At 73.6% G+C, this 23415-nt stretch carries 27 protein-coding genes; 9 read left to right on the plus strand and 18 right to left on the minus strand.

The genetic code is table 11. The features are described 5' to 3' along the window. The first annotated feature begins 80 nt into the window (after positions 1–80). Both ACZ434_RS12495 and ACZ434_RS12500 read left to right on the plus strand, forming a co-directional pair. Positions 81–1286, plus strand: a complete 1206-nt coding sequence (locus ACZ434_RS12495; protein WP_468454689.1) for a glycoside hydrolase family 64 protein — start codon at positions 81–83, stop codon at positions 1284–1286. A gap of 183 nt (positions 1287–1469) precedes the next feature. Further along, on the plus strand, positions 1470–1676 hold the full coding sequence (locus ACZ434_RS12500) for a hypothetical protein (RefSeq protein WP_468454691.1): 207 nt from the start codon (positions 1470–1472) through the stop codon (positions 1674–1676). A gap of 82 nt (positions 1677–1758) precedes the next feature. On the opposite strand, the gene ACZ434_RS12505 is transcribed toward ACZ434_RS12500, so the two are convergent. The 3 genes from ACZ434_RS12505 to ACZ434_RS12515 all read right to left on the minus strand — a co-directional run bounded on the left by ACZ434_RS12505 (position 1759) and on the right by ACZ434_RS12515 (position 4808). After that, a complete protein-coding gene (locus ACZ434_RS12505) occupies positions 1759–2265 on the minus strand; it encodes a DUF5709 domain-containing protein (protein ID WP_468454693.1) in 507 nt (168 codons plus the stop codon). A gap of 150 nt (positions 2266–2415) precedes the next feature. After that, positions 2416–3897: a hypothetical protein gene (locus ACZ434_RS12510; RefSeq protein ID WP_468454695.1), complete on the minus strand. Its 1482-nt coding sequence runs from the start codon at positions 3895–3897 to the stop codon at positions 2416–2418. A gap of 179 nt (positions 3898–4076) precedes the next feature. Then, on the minus strand, positions 4077–4808 hold the full coding sequence (locus ACZ434_RS12515; RefSeq protein ID WP_468454697.1) for an HAD family hydrolase: 732 nt from the start codon (positions 4806–4808) through the stop codon (positions 4077–4079). Positions 4809–4901: 93 nt separating this feature from the next. Between ACZ434_RS12515 and ACZ434_RS12520 the strand changes: the two genes are divergently transcribed. Next, the gene (locus ACZ434_RS12520; RefSeq protein ID WP_468454699.1) at positions 4902–5600 is read left to right on the plus strand and encodes a nucleoside/nucleotide kinase family protein; all 699 of its coding nucleotides are present in this window, start codon (positions 4902–4904) and stop codon (positions 5598–5600) included. Between the two features lie 330 nt (positions 5601–5930). On the opposite strand, the gene ACZ434_RS12525 is transcribed toward ACZ434_RS12520, so the two are convergent. Both ACZ434_RS12525 and ACZ434_RS12530 read right to left on the minus strand, forming a co-directional pair. Beyond that, positions 5931–6344: a DUF3662 domain-containing protein gene (locus tag ACZ434_RS12525; protein ID WP_468454701.1), complete on the minus strand. Its 414-nt coding sequence runs from the start codon at positions 6342–6344 to the stop codon at positions 5931–5933. Between the two features lie 134 nt (positions 6345–6478). Beyond that, positions 6479–6640, minus strand: coding sequence for a hypothetical protein (locus tag ACZ434_RS12530; protein ID WP_468454703.1), 162 nt, complete (start codon positions 6638–6640; stop codon positions 6479–6481). A gap of 173 nt (positions 6641–6813) precedes the next feature. Here ACZ434_RS12530 and ACZ434_RS12535 point away from each other — a divergent pair, with 173 nt between their 5' ends. The 3 genes from ACZ434_RS12535 (at position 6814) to ACZ434_RS12545 (ending at position 10915) form a co-directional block, all read left to right on the plus strand. Beyond that, on the plus strand, positions 6814–7731 hold the full coding sequence (locus ACZ434_RS12535; RefSeq protein ID WP_468454705.1) for a MurR/RpiR family transcriptional regulator: 918 nt from the start codon (positions 6814–6816) through the stop codon (positions 7729–7731). A 297-nt stretch (positions 7732–8028) separates the two neighbouring features. Beyond that, entirely contained in the window at positions 8029–8403 is a 375-nt protein-coding gene (locus ACZ434_RS12540; protein WP_468454707.1) for a hypothetical protein, read from the plus strand. Between the two features lie 103 nt (positions 8404–8506). Beyond that, on the plus strand, positions 8507–10915 hold the full coding sequence (locus tag ACZ434_RS12545) for a SpoIIE family protein phosphatase (protein WP_468454709.1): 2409 nt from the start codon (positions 8507–8509) through the stop codon (positions 10913–10915). On the opposite strand, the gene ACZ434_RS12550 is transcribed toward ACZ434_RS12545, so the two are convergent. Then, positions 10912–11556 carry a peptidoglycan-binding domain-containing protein gene (locus tag ACZ434_RS12550; protein ID WP_468454711.1) on the minus strand — a complete coding sequence of 215 codons (645 nt, stop codon included), beginning with the start codon at positions 11554–11556 and terminating at the stop codon, positions 10912–10914. The genes ACZ434_RS12545 and ACZ434_RS12550 overlap by 4 nt on opposite strands. A gap of 75 nt (positions 11557–11631) precedes the next feature. Next, entirely contained in the window at positions 11632–12477 is an 846-nt protein-coding gene (locus tag ACZ434_RS12555; protein WP_468454713.1) for an ATP-grasp domain-containing protein, read from the minus strand. Between the two features lie 129 nt (positions 12478–12606). Between ACZ434_RS12555 and ACZ434_RS12560 the strand changes: the two genes are divergently transcribed. Together ACZ434_RS12560 and ACZ434_RS12565 are read left to right on the plus strand one after the other, a co-directional pair. Continuing rightward, positions 12607–13329 carry a TetR family transcriptional regulator gene (locus ACZ434_RS12560; RefSeq protein ID WP_468454715.1) on the plus strand — a complete coding sequence of 241 codons (723 nt, stop codon included), beginning with the start codon at positions 12607–12609 and terminating at the stop codon, positions 13327–13329. Between the two features lie 162 nt (positions 13330–13491). Further along, positions 13492–13908, plus strand: a complete 417-nt coding sequence (locus ACZ434_RS12565; protein ID WP_468454717.1) for a Zn-ribbon domain-containing OB-fold protein — start codon at positions 13492–13494, stop codon at positions 13906–13908. 21 nt (positions 13909–13929) lie between these two features. Here the strand turns inward: ACZ434_RS12565 and ACZ434_RS12570 are convergent, their stop codons facing one another. From ACZ434_RS12570 to ACZ434_RS12580, 3 genes are read right to left on the minus strand one after another with little or no spacing between them, the layout of a single operon-like run. Then, positions 13930–14310: a PPOX class F420-dependent oxidoreductase gene (locus ACZ434_RS12570; protein ID WP_468454719.1), complete on the minus strand. Its 381-nt coding sequence runs from the start codon at positions 14308–14310 to the stop codon at positions 13930–13932. A 42-nt stretch (positions 14311–14352) separates the two neighbouring features. Then, positions 14353–15078 (minus strand): class I SAM-dependent methyltransferase, encoded by a 726-nt coding sequence (locus ACZ434_RS12575; protein ID WP_468454721.1) that lies wholly within the window; start codon positions 15076–15078, stop codon positions 14353–14355. Further along, a complete protein-coding gene (locus ACZ434_RS12580; protein ID WP_468454723.1) occupies positions 15071–16270 on the minus strand; it encodes a MalY/PatB family protein in 1200 nt (399 codons plus the stop codon). The genes ACZ434_RS12575 and ACZ434_RS12580 overlap by 8 nt, the downstream gene beginning before the upstream one ends. A 193-nt stretch (positions 16271–16463) precedes the next feature. Between ACZ434_RS12580 and ACZ434_RS12585 the strand changes: the two genes are divergently transcribed. Next, the gene (locus tag ACZ434_RS12585) at positions 16464–17834 is read left to right on the plus strand and encodes a S1 family peptidase (RefSeq protein ID WP_468454725.1); all 1371 of its coding nucleotides are present in this window, start codon (positions 16464–16466) and stop codon (positions 17832–17834) included. 24 nt (positions 17835–17858) lie between these two features. Here the strand turns inward: ACZ434_RS12585 and ACZ434_RS12590 are convergent, their stop codons facing one another. From ACZ434_RS12590 to ACZ434_RS12625, 8 genes are all read right to left on the minus strand, one after another. Then, positions 17859–18308, minus strand: coding sequence for an EamA family transporter (locus ACZ434_RS12590; protein ID WP_468454727.1), 450 nt, complete (start codon positions 18306–18308; stop codon positions 17859–17861). An 18-nt stretch (positions 18309–18326) separates the two neighbouring features. Beyond that, entirely contained in the window at positions 18327–18518 is a 192-nt protein-coding gene (locus ACZ434_RS12595) for a hypothetical protein (RefSeq protein ID WP_468454730.1), read from the minus strand. A gap of 41 nt (positions 18519–18559) precedes the next feature. Continuing rightward, positions 18560–18745 (minus strand): hypothetical protein, encoded by a 186-nt coding sequence (locus ACZ434_RS12600; protein WP_030863721.1) that lies wholly within the window; start codon positions 18743–18745, stop codon positions 18560–18562. Between the two features lie 165 nt (positions 18746–18910). Further along, positions 18911–19606, minus strand: a complete 696-nt coding sequence (locus ACZ434_RS12605) for a L,D-transpeptidase family protein (protein WP_468454732.1) — start codon at positions 19604–19606, stop codon at positions 18911–18913. A gap of 50 nt (positions 19607–19656) precedes the next feature. Continuing rightward, positions 19657–20493, minus strand: a complete 837-nt coding sequence (locus tag ACZ434_RS12610) for an SDR family NAD(P)-dependent oxidoreductase (RefSeq protein ID WP_468454734.1) — start codon at positions 20491–20493, stop codon at positions 19657–19659. A 52-nt stretch (positions 20494–20545) separates the two neighbouring features. Continuing rightward, positions 20546–21460 carry an SDR family oxidoreductase gene (locus ACZ434_RS12615; protein ID WP_468454737.1) on the minus strand — a complete coding sequence of 305 codons (915 nt, stop codon included), beginning with the start codon at positions 21458–21460 and terminating at the stop codon, positions 20546–20548. A 143-nt stretch (positions 21461–21603) separates the two neighbouring features. After that, positions 21604–22233, minus strand: a complete 630-nt coding sequence (locus ACZ434_RS12620) for an MBL fold metallo-hydrolase (RefSeq protein WP_468454739.1) — start codon at positions 22231–22233, stop codon at positions 21604–21606. Further along, positions 22233–23321 carry an S-(hydroxymethyl)mycothiol dehydrogenase gene (locus tag ACZ434_RS12625; protein WP_468454741.1) on the minus strand — a complete coding sequence of 363 codons (1089 nt, stop codon included), beginning with the start codon at positions 23319–23321 and terminating at the stop codon, positions 22233–22235. The genes ACZ434_RS12620 and ACZ434_RS12625 overlap by 1 nt, the downstream gene beginning before the upstream one ends. Positions 23322–23415 lie beyond the last annotated feature (94 nt).

The following is a 23415-nucleotide window of genomic DNA, read 5'->3' on the forward strand; positions in this document are numbered from 1 at the left end:
TGAGAGCGCTCTCTCGGGTCCTCCCCCTCGTCGGGCCGGCACGGTCACGCACCCGACGAGCACACCCAGGAGACCCCCACATGACTCCTCGTCATCAGCGCCGCCTCGGCCGCCGCAAGCTCCTCTTCGCTCTCGGCGGCGCCGCCGTGGCCCTGCCCGCGGCGGCGGTGATCGCCCCGCACGCCCTCGCCGGCCAGTCCGGGGAGCGGAAGGCCGGCACGGCGGCGGCGGGAGCCCTGCCGCTGACGATCGTCAACGACAGCGGTTCCTTCGGCAACGCGAACGTGCACCTGTACATCGTCGGTACCGCGGACGGGCGCCAGGTGCGGGTCACCCCCGAGGGGACCGCCGTCCCGATCGCCGCCTCCGACAACGGTCCCGACGGCTTCACCGACTACGCGATCAGCCTGTCCGGCAGCGGCGAGACCAGGCTGTCCCTGCCGCACATGTCCGGCCGGATCTACGTCTCCCTCGGCGCGAAGCTCAAGTTCAGGGCCGTCACCGACGGCAACGGCGACGCGGCGCTGCAGTACCCGGCCGGCTGGGTCGCCTCCGACCCCAACCACGGTGTGCTGCACGACTGCGCGGAGTTCACCTACAACTCCGCCGGCATGTTCTGCAACACCACGATGGTCGACATGTTCAGCGTGCCGCTGAGCATCCGGCTCACCGGCTCCGACGAGCAGACGACGGGCACGGTGCGCGAGGGCGGCCGAGCGGCCGCGTTCGCCGCCGTCAAGGAGGTGGAGGCGTTCTCCCGGCTGGTCGTGGACGACACCCGGATCATCGCACCCGGCCACGGTCTGGACGCCGGTCTGTTCTCCGGGGACTACCTCGCCCCGTACATCGACGAGGTGTGGAGCACCTACACCGGCCGGGACCTCAGGGTCACCACCAACGCCGGCACCTTCACCGGCCGGGTCCGCGGGGACAGGTTCACCTTCGACGGGCCCGCCCGGGTCTCCTTCGGCAGGCCCTCCACCCGGGACGTCCTCTTCTGCGACGGCGCCCTGGCCGCCCCCAACGACGGCACCACCGGTCCGGTCGCCGCGGTGCTGGGCGCCGGCTTCAACCGGTCGACGCTGCTCAGCCACCCCGACCAGCCGACCGCCGACGCCTCGGTCTTCTACCGCACGGAGCTCACCAACCACTACTCCAGGGCCGTGCACACGGCCACCGAGGACGGCAGGGCGTACGGCTTCGCCTTCGACGACGTGGCCGACTTCGCCTCGTACATCCAGGACACCGCCCCCACCGGCCTGCGGCTGACCCTCACGCCCTTCTAGGCGCGCTGTTCCGGCAGGTTTCCCCGGGGCTGGGGAAGGTACCCCGGCATCCAGGAGGCGGCCCTCACCGCGGTGCCGCGAGCGCTTCCGGATGCACGGCGGGCTCCCGCGTTGAATGGTGAGTATCGGACCCGATGACAGCACCGGGGCCGCAACAGCGATCCGGACCCGAGGAGCCAGAAGATGTCGACGTCCCAGCCCGACGCGTCCCGGCAGCCCGAGGACAGCGCCACCCCGGACAGCCTGCTCCACGCCCGCACCGGCACCGAGGTGTCACCGGAGGACCTGGTTCTGGCCTCCGGCAAGGACCTCACCCCGCAGAACCTCGAGTGGGCCAGGCGGAAGCTGGCGGAGGAGGGGCCCGCCGCCCTGGACAAGATCCTTCCCTGAGCGGCCGCTGCCCGCGGCAGGACGGCGCCGCCGGTCCGGTACGTGAGCGCACCGGACCGGCGGCGCCGTCCGCCGTGTCCGCTCAGGTTCTGTCCCTGTCGTCGGGGAGGGCCGTGTCGTCGGGGAGGGCCGTCTCGTCCTCGACGACGTGCATCGCCGCCTCCTCCGCCCCGGCGGCCCCGCCGTCGATGCCCACGTCCTCGGCGACGGTCTCCTTGGTGGTGTCGGTGCGGACGCCCTCGTCGGGGGCGACCAGGCGTCCGGCGCGGCTGGTGCCCGCCTCCGGGTCCACCGGCTCGCCCTCGCCGCCCGGCAGGTCGCCCACCGCGTCCCCGGCGGGCGCGGAGGCGTCGGGCACCTCCTGGGCCAGCCGCTGGTCGAGGGTCTCCCCGTCGTGCTGTTCGGCGGCCGTGGTGCCGTGCTTGGTGACGCCGAGCGGCTTCTCCGGCGGGGAGTAGCCCTCGTCGAGCGTGTCGTCGTAGGTCCGTTCGTCGAGGGCGTCCTGCATGTCGAGCGGCGCGGCGTCCTCCTGCTCCTCGTTGCTCCCGGTGGGTTGGTAGGCGTCGTCGGCCATCGGTTCGGAGCCCATGGGATCCTCCCTGTCACGCTGCGTCGGCACATTCCGGTATCCGGTGTCAGATCCGCGTTTCCCGTCACGTGATCTCTAACCCCGTACGCCGGACCGCCCGGCGGGTGCCGCGGAGGCCGGGCCGGTGCGTCCGGCCGTCCGGCCGTGTCGTCACCCCGGCGCCGGGGCGACACGGACCTCGAGGTCACCGATCCGGTGGACCGGCCAGGGCCGGGCGTAGCCGGGCGGGGTGCCGCCGGGGCCGGTGAGGGTGGCGACGGGGAGCCGGTCCGCGGTGTCCAGGATCTCGGTGACCGTGGTGTTCTCGTTGTTGCCGGAGGTGGCGCCGGAGGAGCAGCCGGTGTAGTAGCCGATGGGGATGGCCTCGTACCCGGTGATCAGACAGGGCGGGCGGACGCCGAGCCGGTGCAGTTCGCCGGCCGTGCGGGCCCAGTCGCGGCGGCTGTCGATGGTGCGGTCGACGGTGTGCACGAGGACCGTGAGCTGTGCGGTGAGATGGCCGGCCACGGCGATCGCGACGAGGACCCGGGCGGCCTTCCGCCACCTGCCGCGCGGTGCCGTGACCAGGTACCACAGCGCGTCGGCGACCGGGATCGCGAGCAGGGCGTAGGCCGGCTGGAGGAAGCGGGGCGCCGCGTACTCGATCATGAACAGGTACGGGAGCGCCGCGGTCGTGGCGCAGGCCAGCGGCACCAGAGTGCGCAGGGTGCGGCCGGCGCGTACGGCGACGACCAGGCCGAGGACGGCGAGCAGCGGCAGCACGAACCACCACAGGGTGATCACCGGGTGCGGCATCGACCCGGTGCACGGCCGGCACAGGGCGCGCCCGCCCAGGCTGCGCAGCTGGTCGTCGACGGCGATGTGCCAGCCGAGGCCGCCCTGGATGCGGGACGCCTCGGCCAGCCGCTCCCCGAGGCCCCCGAAGGCCGTGTACGCCTCGACCACCCACTCGGCCCCTCCCGCCGCGAGACCGCCGGCCAGGGCGAGCAGGGCGCGCCCCTGGCGGCCGGCCAGGGCGAGGACGAGGAGCGGGATCGCCACCCAGACGGCGTCGGTGGGGCGCATCCAGGCCATCAGCGCGGTTCCCGCCACCACGGCCCACAGCGGTCCGCCCGGCGCGGGGTCCGCGCGGTGGCGCAGGAAGCCGCCGACGGCGATCAGCGCGCCGACGGCGACCCAGTAGTTGGGCATGGCCTGGGGGCCGTAGAACAGGGTCACCCACAGGGAGGCGAAGAACGCGCCGGCGGTGACCAGGATCCGGGTCGGGAACAGGCCGCGCCAGGTGCGCAGGGCCAGGTAGAGGGCGAGGCCGGAGAGCAGGGCGAGGTAGACGCGCAGCAGCGCGGTGGAGTCGGACCAGGACGCGACGGGCGCGACCAGCAGGGAGACGCCCCGGGAGCGGGGTGCGCTGAAGAAGGCGGCGGGGTGGTGGGTGGTGACCTGGCTGGTGTAGACGATCTCGTCCCAGCCGAGGCCCAGTACGGGCCGTACGAGGGCGAGTTGGGCGAGGACGAAGACGGCGGCGAGCACCGCGAGCGGCATGCGGCCGTGCGCCCGCCGGGAGGCGTCCGATCCGGGCCGCCGCTCGCGGCGCCGTGCCGAGGCGAGGAGGGCGCCGGCGCCGTCGGTCATCGTCCGTCCTTCGTTCTCGCGTCGTGGCTGCCGGGTCTCACGGGCCGCGGGGTCGGGAGCGGCGGAAACCGGCCGGGCTTTCGAAGATCATGGACAACCTAACCCGGGCGGAGCGGGCGCGCAGGGCGATATACAGCCAACCGTCCCATGCGGCCCGGGAGCCGCCGTGTGCCCGGGTCTCACGTCAGCAGCTCCGCCAGGTCGGTCACGACCCGGTCGGCGCCGTGCGCGTACAGCGCGTCGGCCCGGCCGGTCCGGTCCACGCCGACGACGTACCCGAAGCCTCCGGCGCGGCCCGCCTCCATTCCGGCGAGGGCGTCCTCGAACACGGCGGCGCGGGACGGCTCCACGCCGAGTTCCCGGGCGGCGGCGAGGAAGGTGTCCGGGGCGGGTTTGCCGGGCAGCCCGCGTTCGGCGGCGACCACCCCGTCGATCCGGACGCCGAAGAGGTCCTCGGCGCCGATCGAGCGCAGGACGTCACGGCAGTTGGCGCTCGAGGAGACGATCGCGGTGCGCAGTCCCCGGGCGCGGACCGCCCGGACGTAGCGCAGGGTGCTGTCGTAGGCCGCGACTCCGTCGGTGCGGATGCGCGCCAGCAGCAGTTCGTTCTTGCGGTTGCCGAGGCCGTGCACGGTGCGGGCGCCGGGCGGGTCGCCGGGGCCGCCCTCGGGCAGCGCGATGTCGCGGGAGGCGAGGAAGGAGCGTACGCCGTCGGCGCGGGGCAGGCCGTCGACGTACGCGTCGTAGTCGGCGTCGGTGAAGGGGCGGAAGGCGTCGCCGTCCCGCTCGCGGAGGAAGGCGTCGAACAGGTCCTTCCAGGCGGCCGCGTGGACGGTGGCCGTCCTCGTGACGACGCCGTCGAGGTCGAAGAGGCAGGCGAGGATGGTGTCGGGCAGACCCGGATCCGTCATACGGGAGAACGTTCCCCGTTCCGCGGCGGACGGCGGGCGGCCCGGGCCACATGGCGGCCGGACGTCCGCCGCCCGGGTGACACACTCGTGCCTGTGGCGCTGACCTTCGACGACCTCCTGAGCCGTGCCCGCTCCCTCCCGCGCGGCGGCCGGCGCGCGATCCTCGGCATCGCCGGCAGTCCGGGCGCGGGCAAGTCCACGCTCGCCGGGCAGCTGGTGCGGGAGCTGAACGCGGCGGGCGAGCCGTGGGCCGCGCACGTGCCCATGGACGGTTTCCACCTCGCCGACGCCGAACTCGGCCGACTGGGCCGCCGGGACCGCAAGGGGGCCCCGGACACCTTCGACGCCGCCGGATACGCGGCGCTGCTGGAGCGGCTGCGGGAGGAGGCGTACGACGACGTCGTGTACGCGCCCGGTTTCGAGCGGACGCTGGAGCAACCGCTCGCGGGGGCCGTCCCGGTGCCGGCGGCGGCCCGGCTGGTGGTGACGGAGGGCAACTACCTGCTGCTGGACACCGGTGCCTGGGCCCGGGTACGGGCGCGGCTGGACGAGGTGTGGTTCTGTGCCCTGGACGAGGAGGAGCGGGTGCGCCGTCTGATCGCCCGGCACGAGGAGTTCGGCAAGAGCCATGAGGAGGCGGTGGCCTGGGTCGAACGCTCCGACCGGCGCAACGCCGAGCTGGTCGCCTCGACACGGGGCCGGGCCGATCTCGTGGTGCCGGCATCCGCGCTGCCGGCGTCCCGCCCACCGGGGAGTACCGGCCCGGGCACGGCCGCCGGGTCCCCGAAGTGAGGCGAAGTCGCCACCGCGGACCGGCCCCGTACGCACGGCTGCCGGACCGACCGGAGACGGCGGCTCCGCACGGCTCCAACGACGCCGCTTTCCCGCGTGTTCCGATGCGGCCACGCTGAACACCGCTGCACACTCCGCCCGTAGAAGCAGGCGGCCGGGGAACGGCGCCACCGCACAGCCCCCACAGCACCGCTCCCCCGCGCAACCCGAAGCGGCGCCCATCAACACCGCCTCGCACGCCGCCCGTAGAAGCAGGCTGCCGGCCAACCCGGCGCCGAGGGGCGGTGGTTCCGTCGGCGGCGGTGTGAGGGCGTCCGCCCGGGTGTGCCGTCAGTCGTTGCCCGGTGCCGCCGCCCGCTGGAAGCCGTCCGCGCTCACGTGCGGCATCACGCTGCTGGCCACGCGGTAGCGGCCGTTGGGCACTTCGGCGGAGCGCCGGACGTGCACGGCGAGCGGGCCGGCCCACTCGTAGCCGTGGCGGGCGGCGTGCCGGGCGAGCCGGTCGGTGAGCATCTGCCCCACGCCGCCGTCCCGGCGCGTGAGCTCCTCGTGGACCGGGTCGGCCAGTTCCACGTCGTAGGCGTTGGGGACCATCACCCGGCCCGCCCGGCACACCACCGCGTTGCTGTCGCACTCGCGTCGCAGGGCGTCGACGAGTTCGACCGGATCACGGCCGGACATCCGCGCCCACAGCGCATCCCATCGGTTCTCCAGTGCTGCTTCCAGCGCGCTCAGGGCGCTCATGCTTTCACCTGCCGAAACATGGTCACGTCGGGGTCGGGCGGGTGCCACGGGGAATGCTGTTCGGATCAGGCCGCGGGTGACGCCGGCGCCCCGTTCGGGACGCCGGTCCCGCGGCGTGGTCCGAGCGGTACTCCCTACCGCTCCTCGTAGTCGTCGGGCCGGATCTCGGCCTCCTCCAGCGCCTCGCGCATCGTGCGGCCGGTGCCGCCCTGCGCTCGCGTCTCGTCGCCTTCCCGCTGCTCGATGATCTCGTCGGTGTCCCGGGTCTTCGGCCGGTTCTCCTCGGGGACGGTCATGTCCGGTGGCTCCTCGTGTTTCCTGTGGTTCACCTGTTCCGCTGTGTCGGCGGGTTCCCTGAGGAGGCCCGGATATCCCCCGGGGGACGGGCCGGTGTGCTCCGGCGGAGCGTCCGGCGGCCACGCCGCGTGGGCTATGTTGAACCCTCGTGGGAGACGAAGGAGGCGCACCGGTGCCATCGCCGCAGCGGGCACGCGCACAGGCATCCGCGATCACCTCGGGGAAGGCGGGCCAGGACTCGGAGGTGTCCCCGACGGCCCAGCTCCGCACGCTGTTCGACCGGCCCCGGCTCTCCCCCGGCCAGCGGCGTATCGCCCAGTACCTGATCGAGCACATCACCGAGGCGGCGTTCCTGTCGATCACGGATCTCGCGGACCGGGTCGGGGTGAGCCAGCCCTCGGTGACCCGGTTCGCCTCGGCGGTCGGCTTCAGCGGCTACCCCGCGCTGCGGGAGAGGCTCCAGTCGATCACCCTCGGCACCCGGGCCGGCGGGCCCGCCGAGGAGATCCGCGGCAACGAGCTCCAGGCGGCGGTGGACGCGGAGATCGAGAACCTGGAGAACCTGCGGCGGGACTTCGCCGACGCCGACCGGTTCATCGAGGTGGGCCGCCGGCTGTCGGCCTCCACACCGCTCACCGTGCTCGGACTGCGCATCTCCGTCTCCCTGGCCGAGTACTTCGCCTACGCCGCCCGCCGTATCCACCCGGACGTACGGCTGGTGACGCGGGGCGGCAGCGTGGCCTACGACGCGCTGCTGCAGTCGCGGGAAGCGGGCGGCACCTGGGTACTGGCGTTCTCCATGCCGCGGCACGCGCAGGAGACCCTGACGGCGGTGCGGGTCGCGCGCAGCGCGGGCCTGAAGGTCGCACTCATCACCGACCTGGCGCTGGGGCCGGTCGCGGACGAGGCCGATGTCACCTTCGCCACCGGGACCGGTTCGCGGCTGGTGTTCGACTCCTACGCCGCCCCGGGCGTGATGTGCGCGGCGCTGCTCCAGGCGATGACCGACGCGGATCCGGAGCGGACGCAGGCACGGCTCGACGAGTACGAGCACGTGGCCGACGAGCACCACTTCTTCCTCAGGGACTGAGTACGCGGCCCGGCCGGCTCGCCGAGGACGGCCCCTTCAAAGCGCGCATGAATGTTTTCATACGTCTCGCCAAGCCCACGGCATATATAAATACTGCTCACGGATCGCGGCCCGGCGGCTCCCGGACCGCGGGCCCCTGAGCGAACACCCGAAGCCGCCGGCTCCTACCCGCACCGGCGACCAGGGTGTTCGGCCGGGCTTCCCCGGTCCGGCCACTCGTGGCGGCCCCGGTCATCCCCCAGACCGGGGCCGCCCCGCCCCGTCGCCCCCGCCGGCGACACCGCACACCCGGAAGCGATGATCATGTCCCTGACGTCCACGCGCCCCAGTCCCGACTGGCCCTGCCAGGTCAAGACCCCCGGCAGCTACGACTGGGAACGCTCGGCGGCCAAGTGGCTGCGCGAGCTGGTGCCTGCGCGCTACGCGAGCTACCCGGCGTTCGTCCGGCATCCCGTTCTGCTGGGCCGGCACGCCCAGATCCAGGTCGAGCACGAGATCCGGGTGGCCCGCACCGCCCTGCAGACCGCCCGGGCCGACCTGCCGCGGGCGGGACTGCACGAGGGGGTCATCGAGCACACGATCAAGCTCTACGCCGCCGAGGTCATGCAGCTCCAGCACATCGCCCGCAGCGTGCGGGCGGTCACCCAGGCCCTGGCCGGGACCGGTCGCTGACCGCGCCCGGGTACGCCCGACCGGTCCGGCGGCCCGGCCGGTTCCGGAATCCGGGAGGAACGAGCCGGTCAACGAACCGGGAGTGGTGTGCGATGCTCGTCGCGTGAAGAGGGAGCCCGTCGTCCCCGTGGGATCCGGTTGCGCACCGGACCTCGTGGAGCTGGCCAGGGTCGTCGCCCGGCAGCGCGCCGAGCTGGACCGGCTGCGCGAGCAGGCCGCGACCTCGGCCGTCGTGGAACGCGCCAAGGGCGTCGTGATCGCACTGACCGGCTGCTCCGCGGACACGGCCGGCGAGACCCTGCTCCAGCGCGCCAAGGCCGCCCGCCGCACGCTGCTCGAGGAGTGCTGGATCACCCTCGGCGAACTGACCCCGGTCCGTTCCGGCAACGGCACGTCACGGTCCGGCGGCGACCCGGACGACACGACCGCCCGACTCCCCGAGGCCGACCTCCCCGCGGCCCCGTCCGCACCGGACGACATCGCCGACGCGCTCAGCCGCCTCGGCCGCGACCTCGTGCATGTGGACACCCACCAGGACCTGGCCCGCTGCCTGCTGGAACACCTCGGACCCGACCTCGGCGCGGACGCGGTCATGGTCTGCGCCCGCCGGGCCGGCGGAGACCTCGAACTGCTCGGGCACGCCGGGATCGACGAGCGCCTGGCCGTCCGGTGGCGGCGGGTGCCCCCCTTCGGCGGTGCCGCCGTGCCGGCGGCCATGGAGGCGGGTGACCCCCGCCGGCCGGCGGACATCACCGAGGACGACGGCACCCGGTACCCGCTGATCGGCGAACCGCCCGACCGGTGGCGTTCCCGTGCCTGGCTGCCGCTGCCCGGCGGGGACGGCTCCGAGGTCTGCGTCGGTGTGCTGCGCGGCCGTCCTGGCCCCTTCACCGCCCGCGACCGGCTCCGTCTGCGGGGCGTCGTCCGGCTCTGCGCCGGGCGGCTGCGGACGTTCGCCTCCCCGCCGGAACCCGCGCCCGACGCGCCCTCGGACGCCGTTCAGGCGCTGTTCGCGGCACTGCCGGTCGCGGCGATGCTGCTGACCCCGCTGCGCGGCCCCTCCGGTGGCGTCGAGGACTTCCGGATCGACGCGGCGACGGCACAGGCGGCCGACCTGCTGGGCGGCACCGGCGGCGTCCCGGCCGGCCGGCGGCTGCTGGAGGTCCGGCCGGACCTGACGGACACACCGGTGTGGCCGGGCTGCCTGGACGCCCTGGCGAGCGGGCGTACGTACGAGAGCGAGCCGTTCGCCCACCAGGAGACGGTGGACGGTGTCGCCCAGCTGTCCACCTACTCCGCACGGGTGACCCGGCTGGAGGACGCGCTGGTCGTCACCTGGGTCCGGCACGCCTCCTCCGACCGGCAGGAACAGCGGCTCGCCGTGCTCCAGCGGCTGGGCAACCTCGGCTGGGCCAACTGGAACCTGGTCAGGGACGAGGCCTCCTGGTCGTCGCAGGTGTTCGCCATCCTCGACCGGGACCCGGCGGACGGCCCGGTCCCGCTCACCGCCCTGCCCCGGCTCGCGTTCCCCGACGACCGGCCGGCGCTCGGCCGCGCCGTGGAGGCGCTGACCGGCGAGGGGCAGCCGTTCGACGTCTCGTTCCGGGTGCCCTGCGCGCACGGCGTCCGGCATCTGCGTCTGGTCGCCGAGGTGGTGGCCGACGCGAACGGCACGCCCGCCGAGGTGCACGGCATCGTCCAGGATCTGACGGCGCGGCGGCGGGCCGAACTCGCCCTGGTGGAGAGCGAGCGGGCGATCCTCACCCAGCACGACGTGCTGCAGGCCGAGCGCACCCTGGTCGCCCGCCTGCAGAACGCCCTGCTGCCCCTCCCGGAGCGGCCGGTGAACCTCGCCGGGCTGCGCGTCGAGGTGGCCTACCTCCCCGCCCAGTCCGGCATCCACGTCGGCGGCGACTGGTTCAGCGCCATCGAACTGCCCGACGGCGACGCCCTGTTCGTCGTCGGCGATGTCGCCGGGCACGGGGTGGGCGCCGTCGCCACCATGGCCCTGCTGCGGTTCACCGCGAAGGGCATGGTCATCACCGGCTCCTCGCTCACCGGTGCCCTCTCCCGGCTCAACACCCTGCTGCTGCACTCCCGGGACACCCGCGGCACCGCGACCATGGTCCTGGCCCGGTACCGGCCCCGGGACCGGCGGCTGCTCTGGGCCCAGGCGGGCCACACCCCGCCCCTGCTGATGCGCGACGCCGAGGTCACCTATCTGCGCAGGCCCTCCGGCATGCTGCTCGGCGCGAGCGCCACGCCGCACTTCGAGGACGCCGAGTGCCGGCTGGAACCGGGCGACCGGCTGCTGCTGTACACGGACGGACTGGTGGAGCGGCCCCCGGAGATCATCGACGCGGGTCTCCAACGGCTGGCGCGGGCCGTGGCGCCCCGCCCGGGCGACGGTCCCGGCCCCGGGTCCCTGGGAACGCTGCTGGAGTCGATGCTGGAGGACGAACGCCGCGACGACGTGTGCGTGGTGGACATCCGGGTGCCGCGCGACGTCTAACCAGCCCGCGTCCGGGGCCGGTTCGCCGGGTCGTCCGTGCGGGATTCGAGGGCGAGGCGGGTGTCGTCGCCGTAGACGCCGGTCTCGTCGCCGCGGATGCCGTACCAGAGCTGGAAGCGGGCGACGGCGGCCGAGAGGGTGGCGTCGTAGCGGCCGTCGGTGGCGCCGGCCCGGTAGACGTCCGGGATGCGCCGCAACCGCTCCTGGAGTTCGCTCACCTCGGGTCCCGAGTCCCCCTCACGGAGGAGACCCGGGCCGGAGGGCGGGCGCGGTGCGGGGGTGGACGGCGAGGTGGCGGGCGGGGCGGGGGCCCCGCGTTCGCCCGTGCCGCGGTCCGTGAGCAGGAGCGCGCCGCCGAAGCCGGTCAGCGCGGCGGCGGTCACGACGAGCGCGGGCAGGGCACGGCGCGTTCCCCGGCGGCGCGGGGCTGTCCTCGGCGGCCGGCCGGCGGGAACGGGCGGGGGTCCCCCGGTCCTGTCCTGCGACCCGGGCGGCGGCACCGGTGCGCGGCCGCCCCGCACGTCCTGCTCGAACTCCCGGAACAGCTCCGCCAGCGCGTCGGTACGGCGCGGGCGCACCACGCGGATGGGTTCGAGGGGCGGTCCGCCGGGCGGCCGACCGGGCTCGGACGGTGTCGTCACATCGCTCTCCTTCCGTCCCGTGGAGGGGAGTTGAGCCGCCTACGGAGGGAGATACGCGCCGAGGACCCGGTGGGTTCAGCCGGCCGCCGCCGCGGTGTCGCGGAGGAAGCCGCGCAGGGAGGTCACCATCGCCGACACGAACGCCTCCCGGCCGGCGTCGTCGAGGGCGTCGAGGGACAGGTACGGGTTGAGGTCCTCCAGTTCGACCAGCAGCAGCTCACCGCCGGGTGCGCGGCAGGCGTCGACGCGCTGGACGCCGTGGCCGAGGGTGTTCCACTCGATGAAGCCGAGGGCGAAGTCCAGGTCGTCCGGGGTGGCTCGGTAGGGCTCCAGCTGCCAGCGCCGCCCGGGGTCGGGGGCGTGAAGGGCGTACTGGAACGCGTGGTCGACGTAGTAGAAGGAGACCTCGTAGGCGAAGTCGATGTGCGGCTGGACCAGGACGTCGCCGCCGGCGAGGCCGCGCACCTCGTCCGCGGGGACGACGCGCAGTCCCATCGAGTCGGCACCGCGCCGGGGTTTGACCACGTACCGTTCCGCGGCGGGCAGCAGGTGCAGGTCCTCGGGCCGGCCGACGGTGGGAATCACCGGCCGGCCCGCCGCGGTCAGGTCGAGCAGGTACTGCTTGCCGGCCATGTCGCCGCGCCCGGTGAGCGGGTTGTAGACGGGGGTTCCGGTGGCGAGGGCGCGCTCGCGGAAGGCGTCGTAGGCGTCCTGGTACCCAAGGACGGGGCCGCTGTTGCGGACCACGACGGCGTCGAAGGCGTCCATGAGGGCGACGGTGTCGCGCGGGTGGCACAGGGCGAGGTCGAAGTGCTCGCGCAGCCGGGAGCTCAGCTGGATGTCCTCGTCGCAGTAGCGGCGCCCGCGGGCCGGGTAGGCGAGGTCGGTGACGTAGAGGACGCGGGGACGGGCGGGCGGCATACGGGCTCCTCGGCGACGGCGGGTGCCCGATCATAGGCACGACCTGCCGCGGAGCACCCCGACGGTACTGAGTTCCGTGCGAGCGTGCACCGAGTGCCATCGACGGTTCCCCGGTGCTACGTTCCGTGCATGAGCTCCAGCAGTGCGGCTCTCGGCCGCGACGGGAAGGCCGGGAGACCGGCGATGCGGGACGCCCTGGTGGGGGCGGCCTTCCGGCTGTTCCTGGAGCGGGGCTACGAACGGACCACGGTGGACGACATCGTGGCGCTCGCCGGAGTGGGGCGGCGGTCCTTCTTCCGTTACTTCCCGTCCAAGGAGGACGTGGTCTTCCCCGACCACGAACGGTGTCTGGCCGACATGACGGTCTTCCTGGCCGCGGGCCCCGGTGACGAGGACCCGGTGCGCAGGGTCTGCGACGCGGCCCGGCTGGTGCTGCTGATGTACGCCGAGAACCCGACGTTCTCCGTGCAGCGCTACCGGCTCACCAAGCAGGTGCCGGGGCTGCGGCAGTACGAACTGTCCGTGGTGTGGCGCTACGAGCGCGCCCTGGCGGGATATCTGCGGGACCGGTTCGCCGGACTGCGGGACGGCATCCTGCGCGCCGATGTGATCGCGGCGGCCGTGGTCGCGGCGCACAACAACGCGCTGCGCTCCTGGCTGCGTTCGGACGGCAGGGGGGACGCGGAGGCTGCGGTCGACCATGCGCTGGGGCATGTCCGGGCGGCGTTCGGCGCCCAGCCGGCGCCCGCCGTGACCGGGGGCCCCGAGGACGTGGTCGTGATCGTCTCGCGGCGCGGGGCGCCGCTGTGGCGGGTGGTGCAGGAGCTGGAGTCCGCGCTCGGCCGAGGCTGAGCCGGGTGGTCCCCCGCACAATTGAGGGTACGGAGTGCCTTTACGAGTGGCACTGAGTGCCATACGCTGTGGCCGTGCACGGTGGCGCCGCCCACCGGGCACCGGCGTGCCCGGGCGACCGCGCACGTGGGATTTCCGGCCGAGCGCAGGGAGTTGACCAGCGTGTACCACCACTCAGGAAGCGTCGCTCAGCAGGCAGCCGGCTCCGCGACGGGCGTCCTCGATCCGCGGGGCACCGACCACGCGGAGGCCATGGTCTATCAACGCTGCACCTGGTGCGGGACCGCCATGTACCACCGGCTGCTGTGCCCGGTCTGCCAGGGCAGCGAGCTGCGTACGGAACGCAGCGAGGGTGTCGGCACGGTCCGCCACTCCACGGTGCTGCACCGCAACACACCGGCGGCCCGCAACATCTCCCTGATCGAGATGGCGGAGGGGTTCGTGGTGCGCGGCCGGGTCATGGGCCCGCCGATCGGTATTCACAGCGGTGACCGCGTCCGGCTGTCGACGGCCAAGGACCCGGTGCGGGGCGAGCCGGTCTTCCAGCTGATCGACGAGCCGTTCCGGGCCTGGACCTGACGCGCCGGCGGGCCCGCGGCTTCAGAGGGTGATCCGGATGCCCACCGTGCCGTCGAGCCCCCTCCGGAGGCGGCTGCCCAGGAGCGTCAGCCGGCCCAGCAGGCCGTACTTGCGGGCGAGCAGCCGCCGGTAGCGGGCGGTGGTGGCCGGGTCGCAGATCTCGGCGGTGGCGGGGACCTGGTCACCGGTCGGTCTGCCGCGGACGTCGCACGGGCCGACGAGGACGTCGCCACGGGCGCGGATGCGCTTCACCTTCCAGGAGTCGGCGACGGTCCACACCCCGAGCGCGTCACCGTCCGGCACCACCCACACCGGCGTGGCCACCGGCGTGCCGTTCTTGCGGTAGCTGGTGACCAACAGGTACTTACCGGCCCCGAGCCGGTCCCGCGACGCGTCGTCCATGCGGGAAGTCTAGGCCCTGACGCGATCTCAGGGACCGGGCGGTCACGGGCGGCGGGCGACGAAGACGAACTCGCGGCCCGGGCGGTCCGGGGCGTCCCGCACCTCCTCGACCGCGTAGCCGTGCGCGACGAGGTCCGCCTCGACCTCCTCCCGTTCACGGAAACGCAGCGTCGACCGCGACGTCAGCACCGTGCCGTCCGAGGCGAACACGTAGGTGGTGCGGAACGTCACCAGTGGGCCGTCCACGCCGGTCACCTCGTGCCAGCTGGCGACCGTGCCGGCGCCGGGTACGTCCGCCCTGCTGTACGACTCCTCCCTGGTCCACTCCCGCCACGCCCGCCGGGCCGGATCGCGGGTCTCGAACACCAGCCGTCCCCCGGGCCGCAGTGCCGCACGGGCGCCCTCGAGGGTGCCGTGCCAGCGGTCCGGAGCGACGATGGCCTGGGCGACGTTCGCGGTCATGGTCGCGAGGTCGACCTCCAGCGGGGGCAGGGCCGTGGCGTCGCCCTCGATCCAGCGGACCCGTGCGGCGCCCGGCTTGTGTCGCGCCACGTCGAGGGAGGCCCGGGCGGGATCGACGGCGGTCACCTCGATCCCGCGGTCGGCCAGGAGCAGCGCGAACACCCCTGTGCCGCAGCCGATGTCCAGCACGCGCCGGGCGCCGGACTCCTCCGCCATGCGCAGATACGCGTCGAGGTCACCGCGGTCGGGATCGAGCGGATCGTAGAGCGCGGCCAGCCGTGGATCGCCGAACGCCTCGTCAGCCACGGGCGCCGCCCGCGCGTTCCACGGCGACCGCCATCCGCCGCACCGCCTCGTCGATCACCTCGGGCGAGGCCGCGAGGTTGAGGCGGGCGTGGCCCGCGCCGCCCGTGCCGAAGGGGAGACCCCCGGTGAGCGCCACGCGGCCGTGCCGCAGGAAGGCTTCGGCCGGGTCGTCGCCGAGGCCGAGGCCGCGGCAGTCGAGCCAGGCGAGGTAGGTGGCGTCCCCGGGGCGGTAGCGGATCGCGGGAAGCCGCTCGGCCAGGAGTGCGGCGAGCAGCCGGCGGTTGTCGTCCACTCCGGCGAGCAGGGCGTCCAGCCACGGGACGCCGTCGCGCAGGGCGGCGGTGTGGGCGAGGATGCCGACATGGCTGGGGCCGTGGCCGACCTCCTCGGGCATCCGGGCCAGGTCGTCGGCGGCCCCGGGCCCGGCGACGGCGAGGGCCGCCTTGAGTCCGGCCAGGTTCCACGCCTTCGACGCCGACATGAGGGACAGTCCGCGCTCACCGCCCGGCACGCCGAGGTAGGGCACGAAGCGCGTGTCGCCGACGACCAGCGGGGCGTGGATCTCGTCGGCGACGACGCGGACGCCGTACCGCTCGGCGAGGACGGCGACGGCGGCCAGCTCCTCGGCGGTGTGCACGGTGCCGGTGGGGTTGTGCGGGCTGCACAGCAGGTAGGCGGCGCGCCGCCGGCCGGTCGTCACACGCCGGAAGGTGTCCTCCAGGACGTCGAGGTCGATCCGCGCGCCGGCGCCCAGCGGAGCCTCGACCACCTCGCGGTCCAGGTGGCGGACGAAGTCGTGGAAGGGCGGGTAGACGGGCGGGTTCACCACGACCGGATCGCCGTACCCGGTGACCAGCTTGAGCATCTCGACCACGCCCAGCATGACGTCGGGCACGATCGCGGTGCGCTCCACGGCGAGCCCGGCCCAGTCCCACCGCTTCTCCGCGAAGGCGGCCAGCGCCTCGGCGTAGGCGCTGCCGACGGGGTAGCCGGTGTCGCCGAGTTCCATGGCCTCGGTGACGGCGCGCACGACCGGTTCGGCGAGGGGCACGTCCATCTCGGCCACCCACAGCGGCAGCACGTCCTCGGGGTGGGTGCGCCACTTCATGCTGGTGCGGCGCCGCAGACGGTCGAGGGTGAGGGCCTGCAGGGGATTCGGTTCACCGGACTTCTCGTGCGGGATCCTGGTCATGAGCACACGATAGGCGGCCTCGGCGGGAGCGGGCATCCGAGAAAGGCCCGTGGGTGGCGGCTCGCGGCCGGCTCGCCGTGGATCACGTCCGCGCTGAACGCACGGGGCTTCGGGCCCGTATGGACGGAGGGCACTCGACTCAGGGGAGGCCCCGCGGTGTTCGCACCGCGCTGCAGAGGTTCGGGAGCCATGCATGAGGCACGCACGACGACGGGCCGTCCGGCGAGTGACACGGCTGGCGGCCGTCGGCGGACTCCTCCTGGGGGCCACGATGGTCACCCGCGCCGTCGCCGGTGAACCGCAGGTGCCCGACGCGGTGCCGTTCTCCACCGCCGAGGAGACGTCGGTGGGGCCGGGCGCCGGCCTGGTGTCGCGGCTGGGCACGTCCCGTACGGCGGGCAGCTGGATCGGCGCCGACGGCAGGACGGTGGTCGCGGTCACCGACGAGGAGGCGGCGGCCGAGGTGCGCGAGGCGGGCGCCGAGGCGCGGATGGTCCGCCACAGCATGGACGACTTCAAGTCCGCCACAAAGACGCTGGGTTCGGCGCCGCGCGTGCCCGGGACCGCGTGGGTCATGGACTACCGGTCCAACGAGGTGGTGGTCCGCGGCGACATCACGGTGTCCGCGGACGACTGGTCCGAGCTGACCGAAGTGGCGAACGGCATCGGCGGGTTCGTGCGCATGGAGCGGACCGAGGGCGAGTTCACCACCCGCCTCAACGGCGCCCGGCCCATTCTGTCGACGGCCGGCCGGTGCTCGGCCGGCTTCAACGTGACCGACGGCGAACGGGAGTTCATTCTCACGGCCGGGCACTGCGGGCCCGACGGATCGGTGTGGTTCGCCGACAGCGCGGGCAAGCAGGAGGTCGGCACCACGGTCGGTGGCAGCTTCCCCGGGGACGACTACTCGCTCATCGAGTACGCCGGTGGCCGGGCGGGTGAGGGCGCGGGCGTGGTGGCGGTCGGCGACGGCAAGGGCGTACGGATCACGGGCGTGGCGGATCCGGTGGTCGGGCAGCGGATCTTCCGCAGCGGCAGCACCAGCGGACTGCGCGACGGCGAGGTGACGGCCCTGAACGCGACGGTGAACTACCCGGAGGGCACCGTCAGCGGTCTCGTCGAGTCCGACGTGTGCGCGGAACCGGGTGACAGCGGCGGTCCGATGTTCTCCGAGGGGATCGCGCTCGGTGTCACCTCCGGTGGCAGCGGCGACTGCGGCACGGGCGGTACGACGTTCTTCCAGCCGGTGACGAAGGCGCTGACGGAGCTCGACGTACGGCTGATCGTGGCGCCCGGGGCCGACGGCGCCGCGACGGCGCCGTCCCCCGCGCCGTCGGAGGCGGGGGCGGCTCCGGGCGAGGCCTCGCCGGGCTCGTCGGCTCCGGTGCGAGGGATCGTCCCGGACCCGTCGACGCTGCTGTCGCGGCTGGCCGACCCCCGGAACGTCGGCCCGGGCCTGCTGGTGATGGGCGGCAGTCTGATCGCGCTGGTGGCCTCGCGGTGGATACGGGCGGAACAGGACCGCAAGGCGTACCGGCGTCACTACTCGGCGACGTGGGGCTGACCGGACCGGGCGGGCGCGGACCGCTCAGCCCACGGTGAGCAGCACGGTCGCCAGTGCGGCGGCCGGCAGCCCGGCCGTCCGCCGCCGGGAAACGCGTTCATGCAGCACGGCCGGTCCGAGGACGACCGGCAGGGCCGGGTAGAGGGAGGCGAGCACCACGGCGACGGAGAGCAGCCGCCGCTGTGCGGCGAGCAGGTAGAGGACGAGGCCGAGGGCCGCGCCCGCACCGATCAGCAGAGCCTGGGCGGCCGGCCGCGCCGGGTGCCGCAGGAGGCGCGGGAGGCGGACGGCGCCGGGGAGCAGCACGAGGACGGCGGCGGCCCGGCCCGCCGCGACCGGCCACAGTCCGCTGCCCGGATCGGCCTGGCCCGGGGCGACGTACTGCACGGCGACGCCGAGGCTCGCCAGGAGCCCGTCGGTCGCCGCGCGGCCGAGCCGGGTGCCGCCGCCGGACACCCGCCACAGGGCGGGCACCGTGATGGCGATCCCCGCTCAGGCCAGGGCGCCGGGGCGGTCGCCGAGGAGGAGGACACCGCAGAGCACGGACAGCGCGACACCTGTGACGGCGCTCACGGGAACGACCACGCTCATCGCGCCGGCACCTCCCGGTTCGAGCGGAGCCGAGAACCGGGGGACGACGATGCCGTAGCAGAGGGCCGAGGTCAGTGCGAGAAGGGCACCCATTCGGCGACGGGCGGACGATTCCCGGGCCGCCTACGGATCACTCAGGCGGCCCTGGCCGGCTGCGGGAGAGCCGAGGCCCACTCCTGGACCAGGCGCTGGTACTCCTCGCGCTGTTCGACGCTGAGTGTCCCGCCCGACCGGAGCCACAGGGCCCGGATCTCCTCGTTGACCTCGGCAGCCGATCGCTCGGAGGAGGGTTCAACAGTGGTGGACATACCGTGAAGCATACGGCGCCCGAGGTGAAGACGCTGTGAGTAATCGCACGCGCATCGGACATTTCCGACAGTGTTGCTGATCACGTCCATCTTTCGTATCTGCCGTGGAACGTGGGCGAGTTCACAGCACTCCGCCCCCGGACCCCGCGCTCGGGTCCGGGGGACGGAGGGTCGGGATCAGGTGCCGGGCTTGCGGCCGTACACGTAGACGTCGTCGCCCTTCTTCAGCAGCGACCAGTACTTCTTGGCGGTGGTCCTGGTCATGTTGACGCAGCCGTGGGAGCCGGGCGGGTTCCACATGCTGACGCCGGCCGAGTGGAAGGCCTGGCCGCCGTCGAAGAACTGGCTGTAGGGCATCGGCACGTCGTAGATCGTGGAGACGTGGTCGATGTTGCGCCAGTAGACCTTCTTCAGGCCGGTGCGGGTCTCGTACCCGTTGCGTCCGGTACGGACCGGGACGGGGCCGTACACGAGCTTCTTGCCGTCCTGGATCCAGCTGAGCTGGAGCGTGAGGTTCACACAGGCGATCCGGCCCTTGTTGGTGGGGCACTTGCCCGCCTTGTTCGGGTTCTTCCCCACGGCCTTCTGCTTGTTCATCAGGTCCATCACGCCCCAGGTGACGGGGCCGGCGTACCCGATGTTCGGCTTGATCCCGTGCTTGGTCTGGAAGGCGCGGATGGCCTTGCAGTCGGCGGAGGACTGCCTGCCGTCCACCGGGCGGCCGAGGAACTTCTCCACCTTCTTCTGATACGGGCCCGTCGAGGTGGTGCAGCTCGCGGCCTGCGCCGGAGTCGCGCCGATCGCGAGGGTGAGCGGGGCCACCAGCCCGGTGACCCCCAGGACGACGGCACTCCGTCTCCGTATGTCCCCCATGGTCGTTCCTGCCTTTCCGCAGTGGGTGTGCGCATGGCCGGCGCACTCTCTCAGGTAGACGACCCATCGGGGGATTCGGTTGTACGGCCCGGAGCGGAGGGACGGGGCACCGCCCGGCCGAATCCCGTGTTCACCGCGGTGATCCCGCCGTCGACCACGAGGGTGGTCCCGGTGATCCAGGACGCGTCGCGGGAGGCGAGGAAGGTGACGGCGGCCGCGATGTCCTCGGGTTCGCCGACGCGGCCCAGCGGGTAGACGCGGCGGAGCGCTTCGAGGTCGTCGTCCCGCCCGGCCCAGGCGCGGGTGCGGATGGTCCCCGGTGCGACGAGGTTGACCCGGACACCGCGCGGCCCGGCGTGCCCGCTGAGGGTGCGGGTGAGGGAGATCAGGCCCGCCTTGGCGGCGCTGTAGGCGTGATTGCCGAAGTCCTGGAGGCCGTTGACGGAGCCGACGCTGACGATGGCTCCCCTGCCGGAGGCGGCGAGGTGCGGCAGAGCGGCGCGGCAGCAGCGGTAGGCGCCGGTGAGGGTGCCGTCGAGGTCCGCGGCCCACTCCTCGTCCGGCTCGTCCTCGAAGCGGGGCGCGTCCGGTGTGCAGTGGGCGGCGTTGTTGACCAGGACGTCGAGCGAACCGAAGGCGCGCACGGCGTGCGCCACGGCCGCGTCGACCGTGGCGCGGTCGGTCACGTCGCAGGTGAAGGCCTCCGCGGTGAGCCCTCGCTCCCGCAGGGCCGATGCCGTCCGCTGCGCCGCGTCCGGGTCCGCGTCGGCCACCAGGACCCCGGCGCCCTCCTCGGCGAACCGCCGGGCGGTGGCCGCGCCGATGCCGCGTGCCGCCCCGGTGATGAGAACCCCGTACCCCTCGAAGCGCCGTGTGTCCGTCGTCATGGGGTGACGGTAACCGCCGGACGATCACCGCCGCAGGCGTTTTCCGGCGGGATCAGCGGTAGCCGGTCACGTCGGCCGGCCTGCCCGGGTCCTGGACCTCGACGAGGTAGCGCCAGGCGTCCGGGCGGCTGCCGTCGAGGTCGGTGAAGCCGTACTCCCGGGCGAGGCCGCCGCTGGAGAGTGAGGTGCCGTTGAAGCGGGCCACGTCCGGGTCGGCGGCGAGGGCGGTGACGGCCCGTCCGACATAGCGCGGGGTCTCCGAGATGGCGAAGTGGGGGACGCCGGCGAGGGCGTCGCGCCAGTTGTCCTCGCGCACACCGTAGTGGTCGAGCATCATCTCCGAGCGCAGCCAGCCCGGGGTGAGGGCGACCGCCGTGGCGCCGCGCGGGCCGAGTTCGTGGCCGAGGGCGAAGGCCATGCGCAGCACGGAGGACTTGGCGAGGTCGTAGAAGAACGAGACGCGGTAGGTGTCGCGGTTGTAGTCGGCGGTGCCGTCGGTGACCTCGACGACCAGTCCGCCGGGGTGGCGCAGCAGCAGCGGCAGGGCGTGATGGCTGGTGATGGCGTGGGTCTCGACCGCGAGACGGAGCAGGCGCAGACCCTTGTCCAGGTCGTGCTCCCAGACGGGCGCGTCCCATGCGAAGAGCGTCTCGCCGCCCCAGACGTCGTTGACGAGGACGTCCAGGCGGCCCTGTTCGCCGTCGATCCGCTCGACGAGTGCGCGGACCTGCGCGGGGTCGAGATGGTCGGCCGGTACCGCGATCCCCGTGCCGCCCGCCTCGGTGACCAGGTCGGCGGTGTCCTCGATGGTCTCGGGGCGGTCGTACTCGGAGCGGCGGGCGCGGGTGCTGCGGCCCGTGACGTACACGGTGGCGCCCGCCGCGCCCAGTTCCACGGCGATGCCCCGTCCGGCTCCCCGGGTCGCCCCGGCCACCAGCGCGACCCTGCCCTTCAGCTGCTCCGACATGTACGGCCTCCTGTCACCCTGCTCGGCTCTTCGCTTCGAGGATGACGGGGAAGCCGGACATCTTCTGTCACCTTTTCCGCGCGGGTCGCCCGGGTTTCACGCGGTGCGGCCGCGTTCCGCTGCGGTCGCCCGGGCGGGCCCGCTCAGTGGCCCCGCGCGATCCACTCCTCCAGGTGCGGGGCCTCCGCGCCGATGGTGGTGGAGTCGCCGTGACCGGTGAGGACCTTCGTCTCGGGCGGGAGGGTCAGCAGCCGGTCCCGGATCGAGTCGATGATCGTCGGGAAGTGGGAGAAGGAGCGGCCGGTGGCGCCGGGACCGCCCTGGAAGAGGGTGTCGCCGGTGAACACGGCTCCCAGCCCCGGGTCGTGGAGGCAGACCGCGCCCGGCGCGTGCCCGGGGGTGTGCAGCACGGTGAGGTCGGCGCCGGCGGCCTCGATCACCTGGCCGTCGGCCAGCCAGGCGTCGGGGTCGCGGTCGGGGTGGGTCTGCTTCCACAGCTGCAGGTCGTCGGGGTGCAGCCAGATGGTGGCGCCGGTGCGCTCGGCGAGCGCGGGGGCGGCGTCGATGTGGTCGTTGTGGGCGTGGGTGCACACGATGGCGGTCAGGCGCCGGTCCCCCACCGCCTCGGCGATGGCGTCGGCGTCGTGGGCGGCGTCGATGACGATCGCCTCGTGGTCGTCGCCGACGATCCACACGTTGTTGTCGACGTCCCAGGTGCCGCCGTCGAGGCTGAACTGCCCGGAGGTGACGAGTCGTTCGATGCGGGCGGCCATCACAGCACCACCACCGAACGCAGCACGTCGCCGTGGTGCATGCGCTCGAACGCCTTCTCGACCTCGTCCAGTTGGATGGTCTCGGTGACGAACGCGGCGAGGTCCAGGCGTCCCTGGAGGTGCAGGTCGATCAGCATCGGGAAGTCCCGGGAGGGCAGGCAGTCGCCGTACCAGGAGGACTTCAGGGAGCCGCCGCGGCCGAAGACGTCGAGGAGCGGCAGTTCGAGCTTCATCTCCGGGGTGGGGACGCCGACCAGGACGACCGTGCCGGCCAGATCACGGGCGTAGAAGGCCTGCTGGTAGGTCTCGGGGCGGCCGACGGCCTCGATGACCACGTCGGCGCCGAAGCCGCCGGTGAGGTCGCGGATCGCCTCGACGGGGTCGGTCTCCCGGGAGTTCACGGTGTGGGTGGCGCCCATGGAGCGCGCGGTGTCGAGCTTGCGCTGGTCGATGTCGACGGCGATGATCTTCGCCGCTCCGGCGAGCCGGGACCCGGCGATCGCCGCGTCGCCGACGCCGCCGCAGCCGATGACGGCGACCGAGTCGCCCCGGCCGACCTCGCCCGTGTTGATGGCGGCGCCGATGCCGGCCATCACTCCGCAGCCGAGCAGCCCGGCGACCTGGGCGGAGACGGCGGGGTCGACCTTGGTGCACTGTCCGGCGGCGACGAGGGTCTTCTCGGCGAAGGCGCCGATGCCGAGCGCCGGGGAGAGTTCCTGGCCGGTGGAGGCGAGGGTCATCTTCTGCTTCGCGTTGTGCGTGTCGAAGCAGTACCAGGGGCGTCCGCGCAGACAGGCGCGGCACTTCCCGCACACCGCGCGCCAGTTGAGGATCACGAAGTCGCCGGGTTCGACGTCGGTGACGCCGTCGCCGACCGACTCGACGACGCCCGCGGCCTCGTGCCCGAGCAGGAACGGGAAGTCGTCGCTGATCCCGCCCTGCTTGTAGTGCAGATCGGTGTGGCACACCCCGCAGGCCTGGATCCGTACGACCGCCTCGCCGGGTCCCGGGTCGGGTACGACGACCGTCTCGATCCGCACCGGCTCGTCCTTGCCGGGTGCGATCACGCCGCGTACTTCCTGGGCCATGGTGCTGACTCCTTCTTCGGCCGGTGTCCGTCCCCCCGACCCTACGCGGGAATGATCGGTGGTGCCGCCCGCCGTGCGGCGGGTCCGCGCGGCC

The organism is Streptomyces sp. NPDC030893 (genome assembly GCF_055571535.1).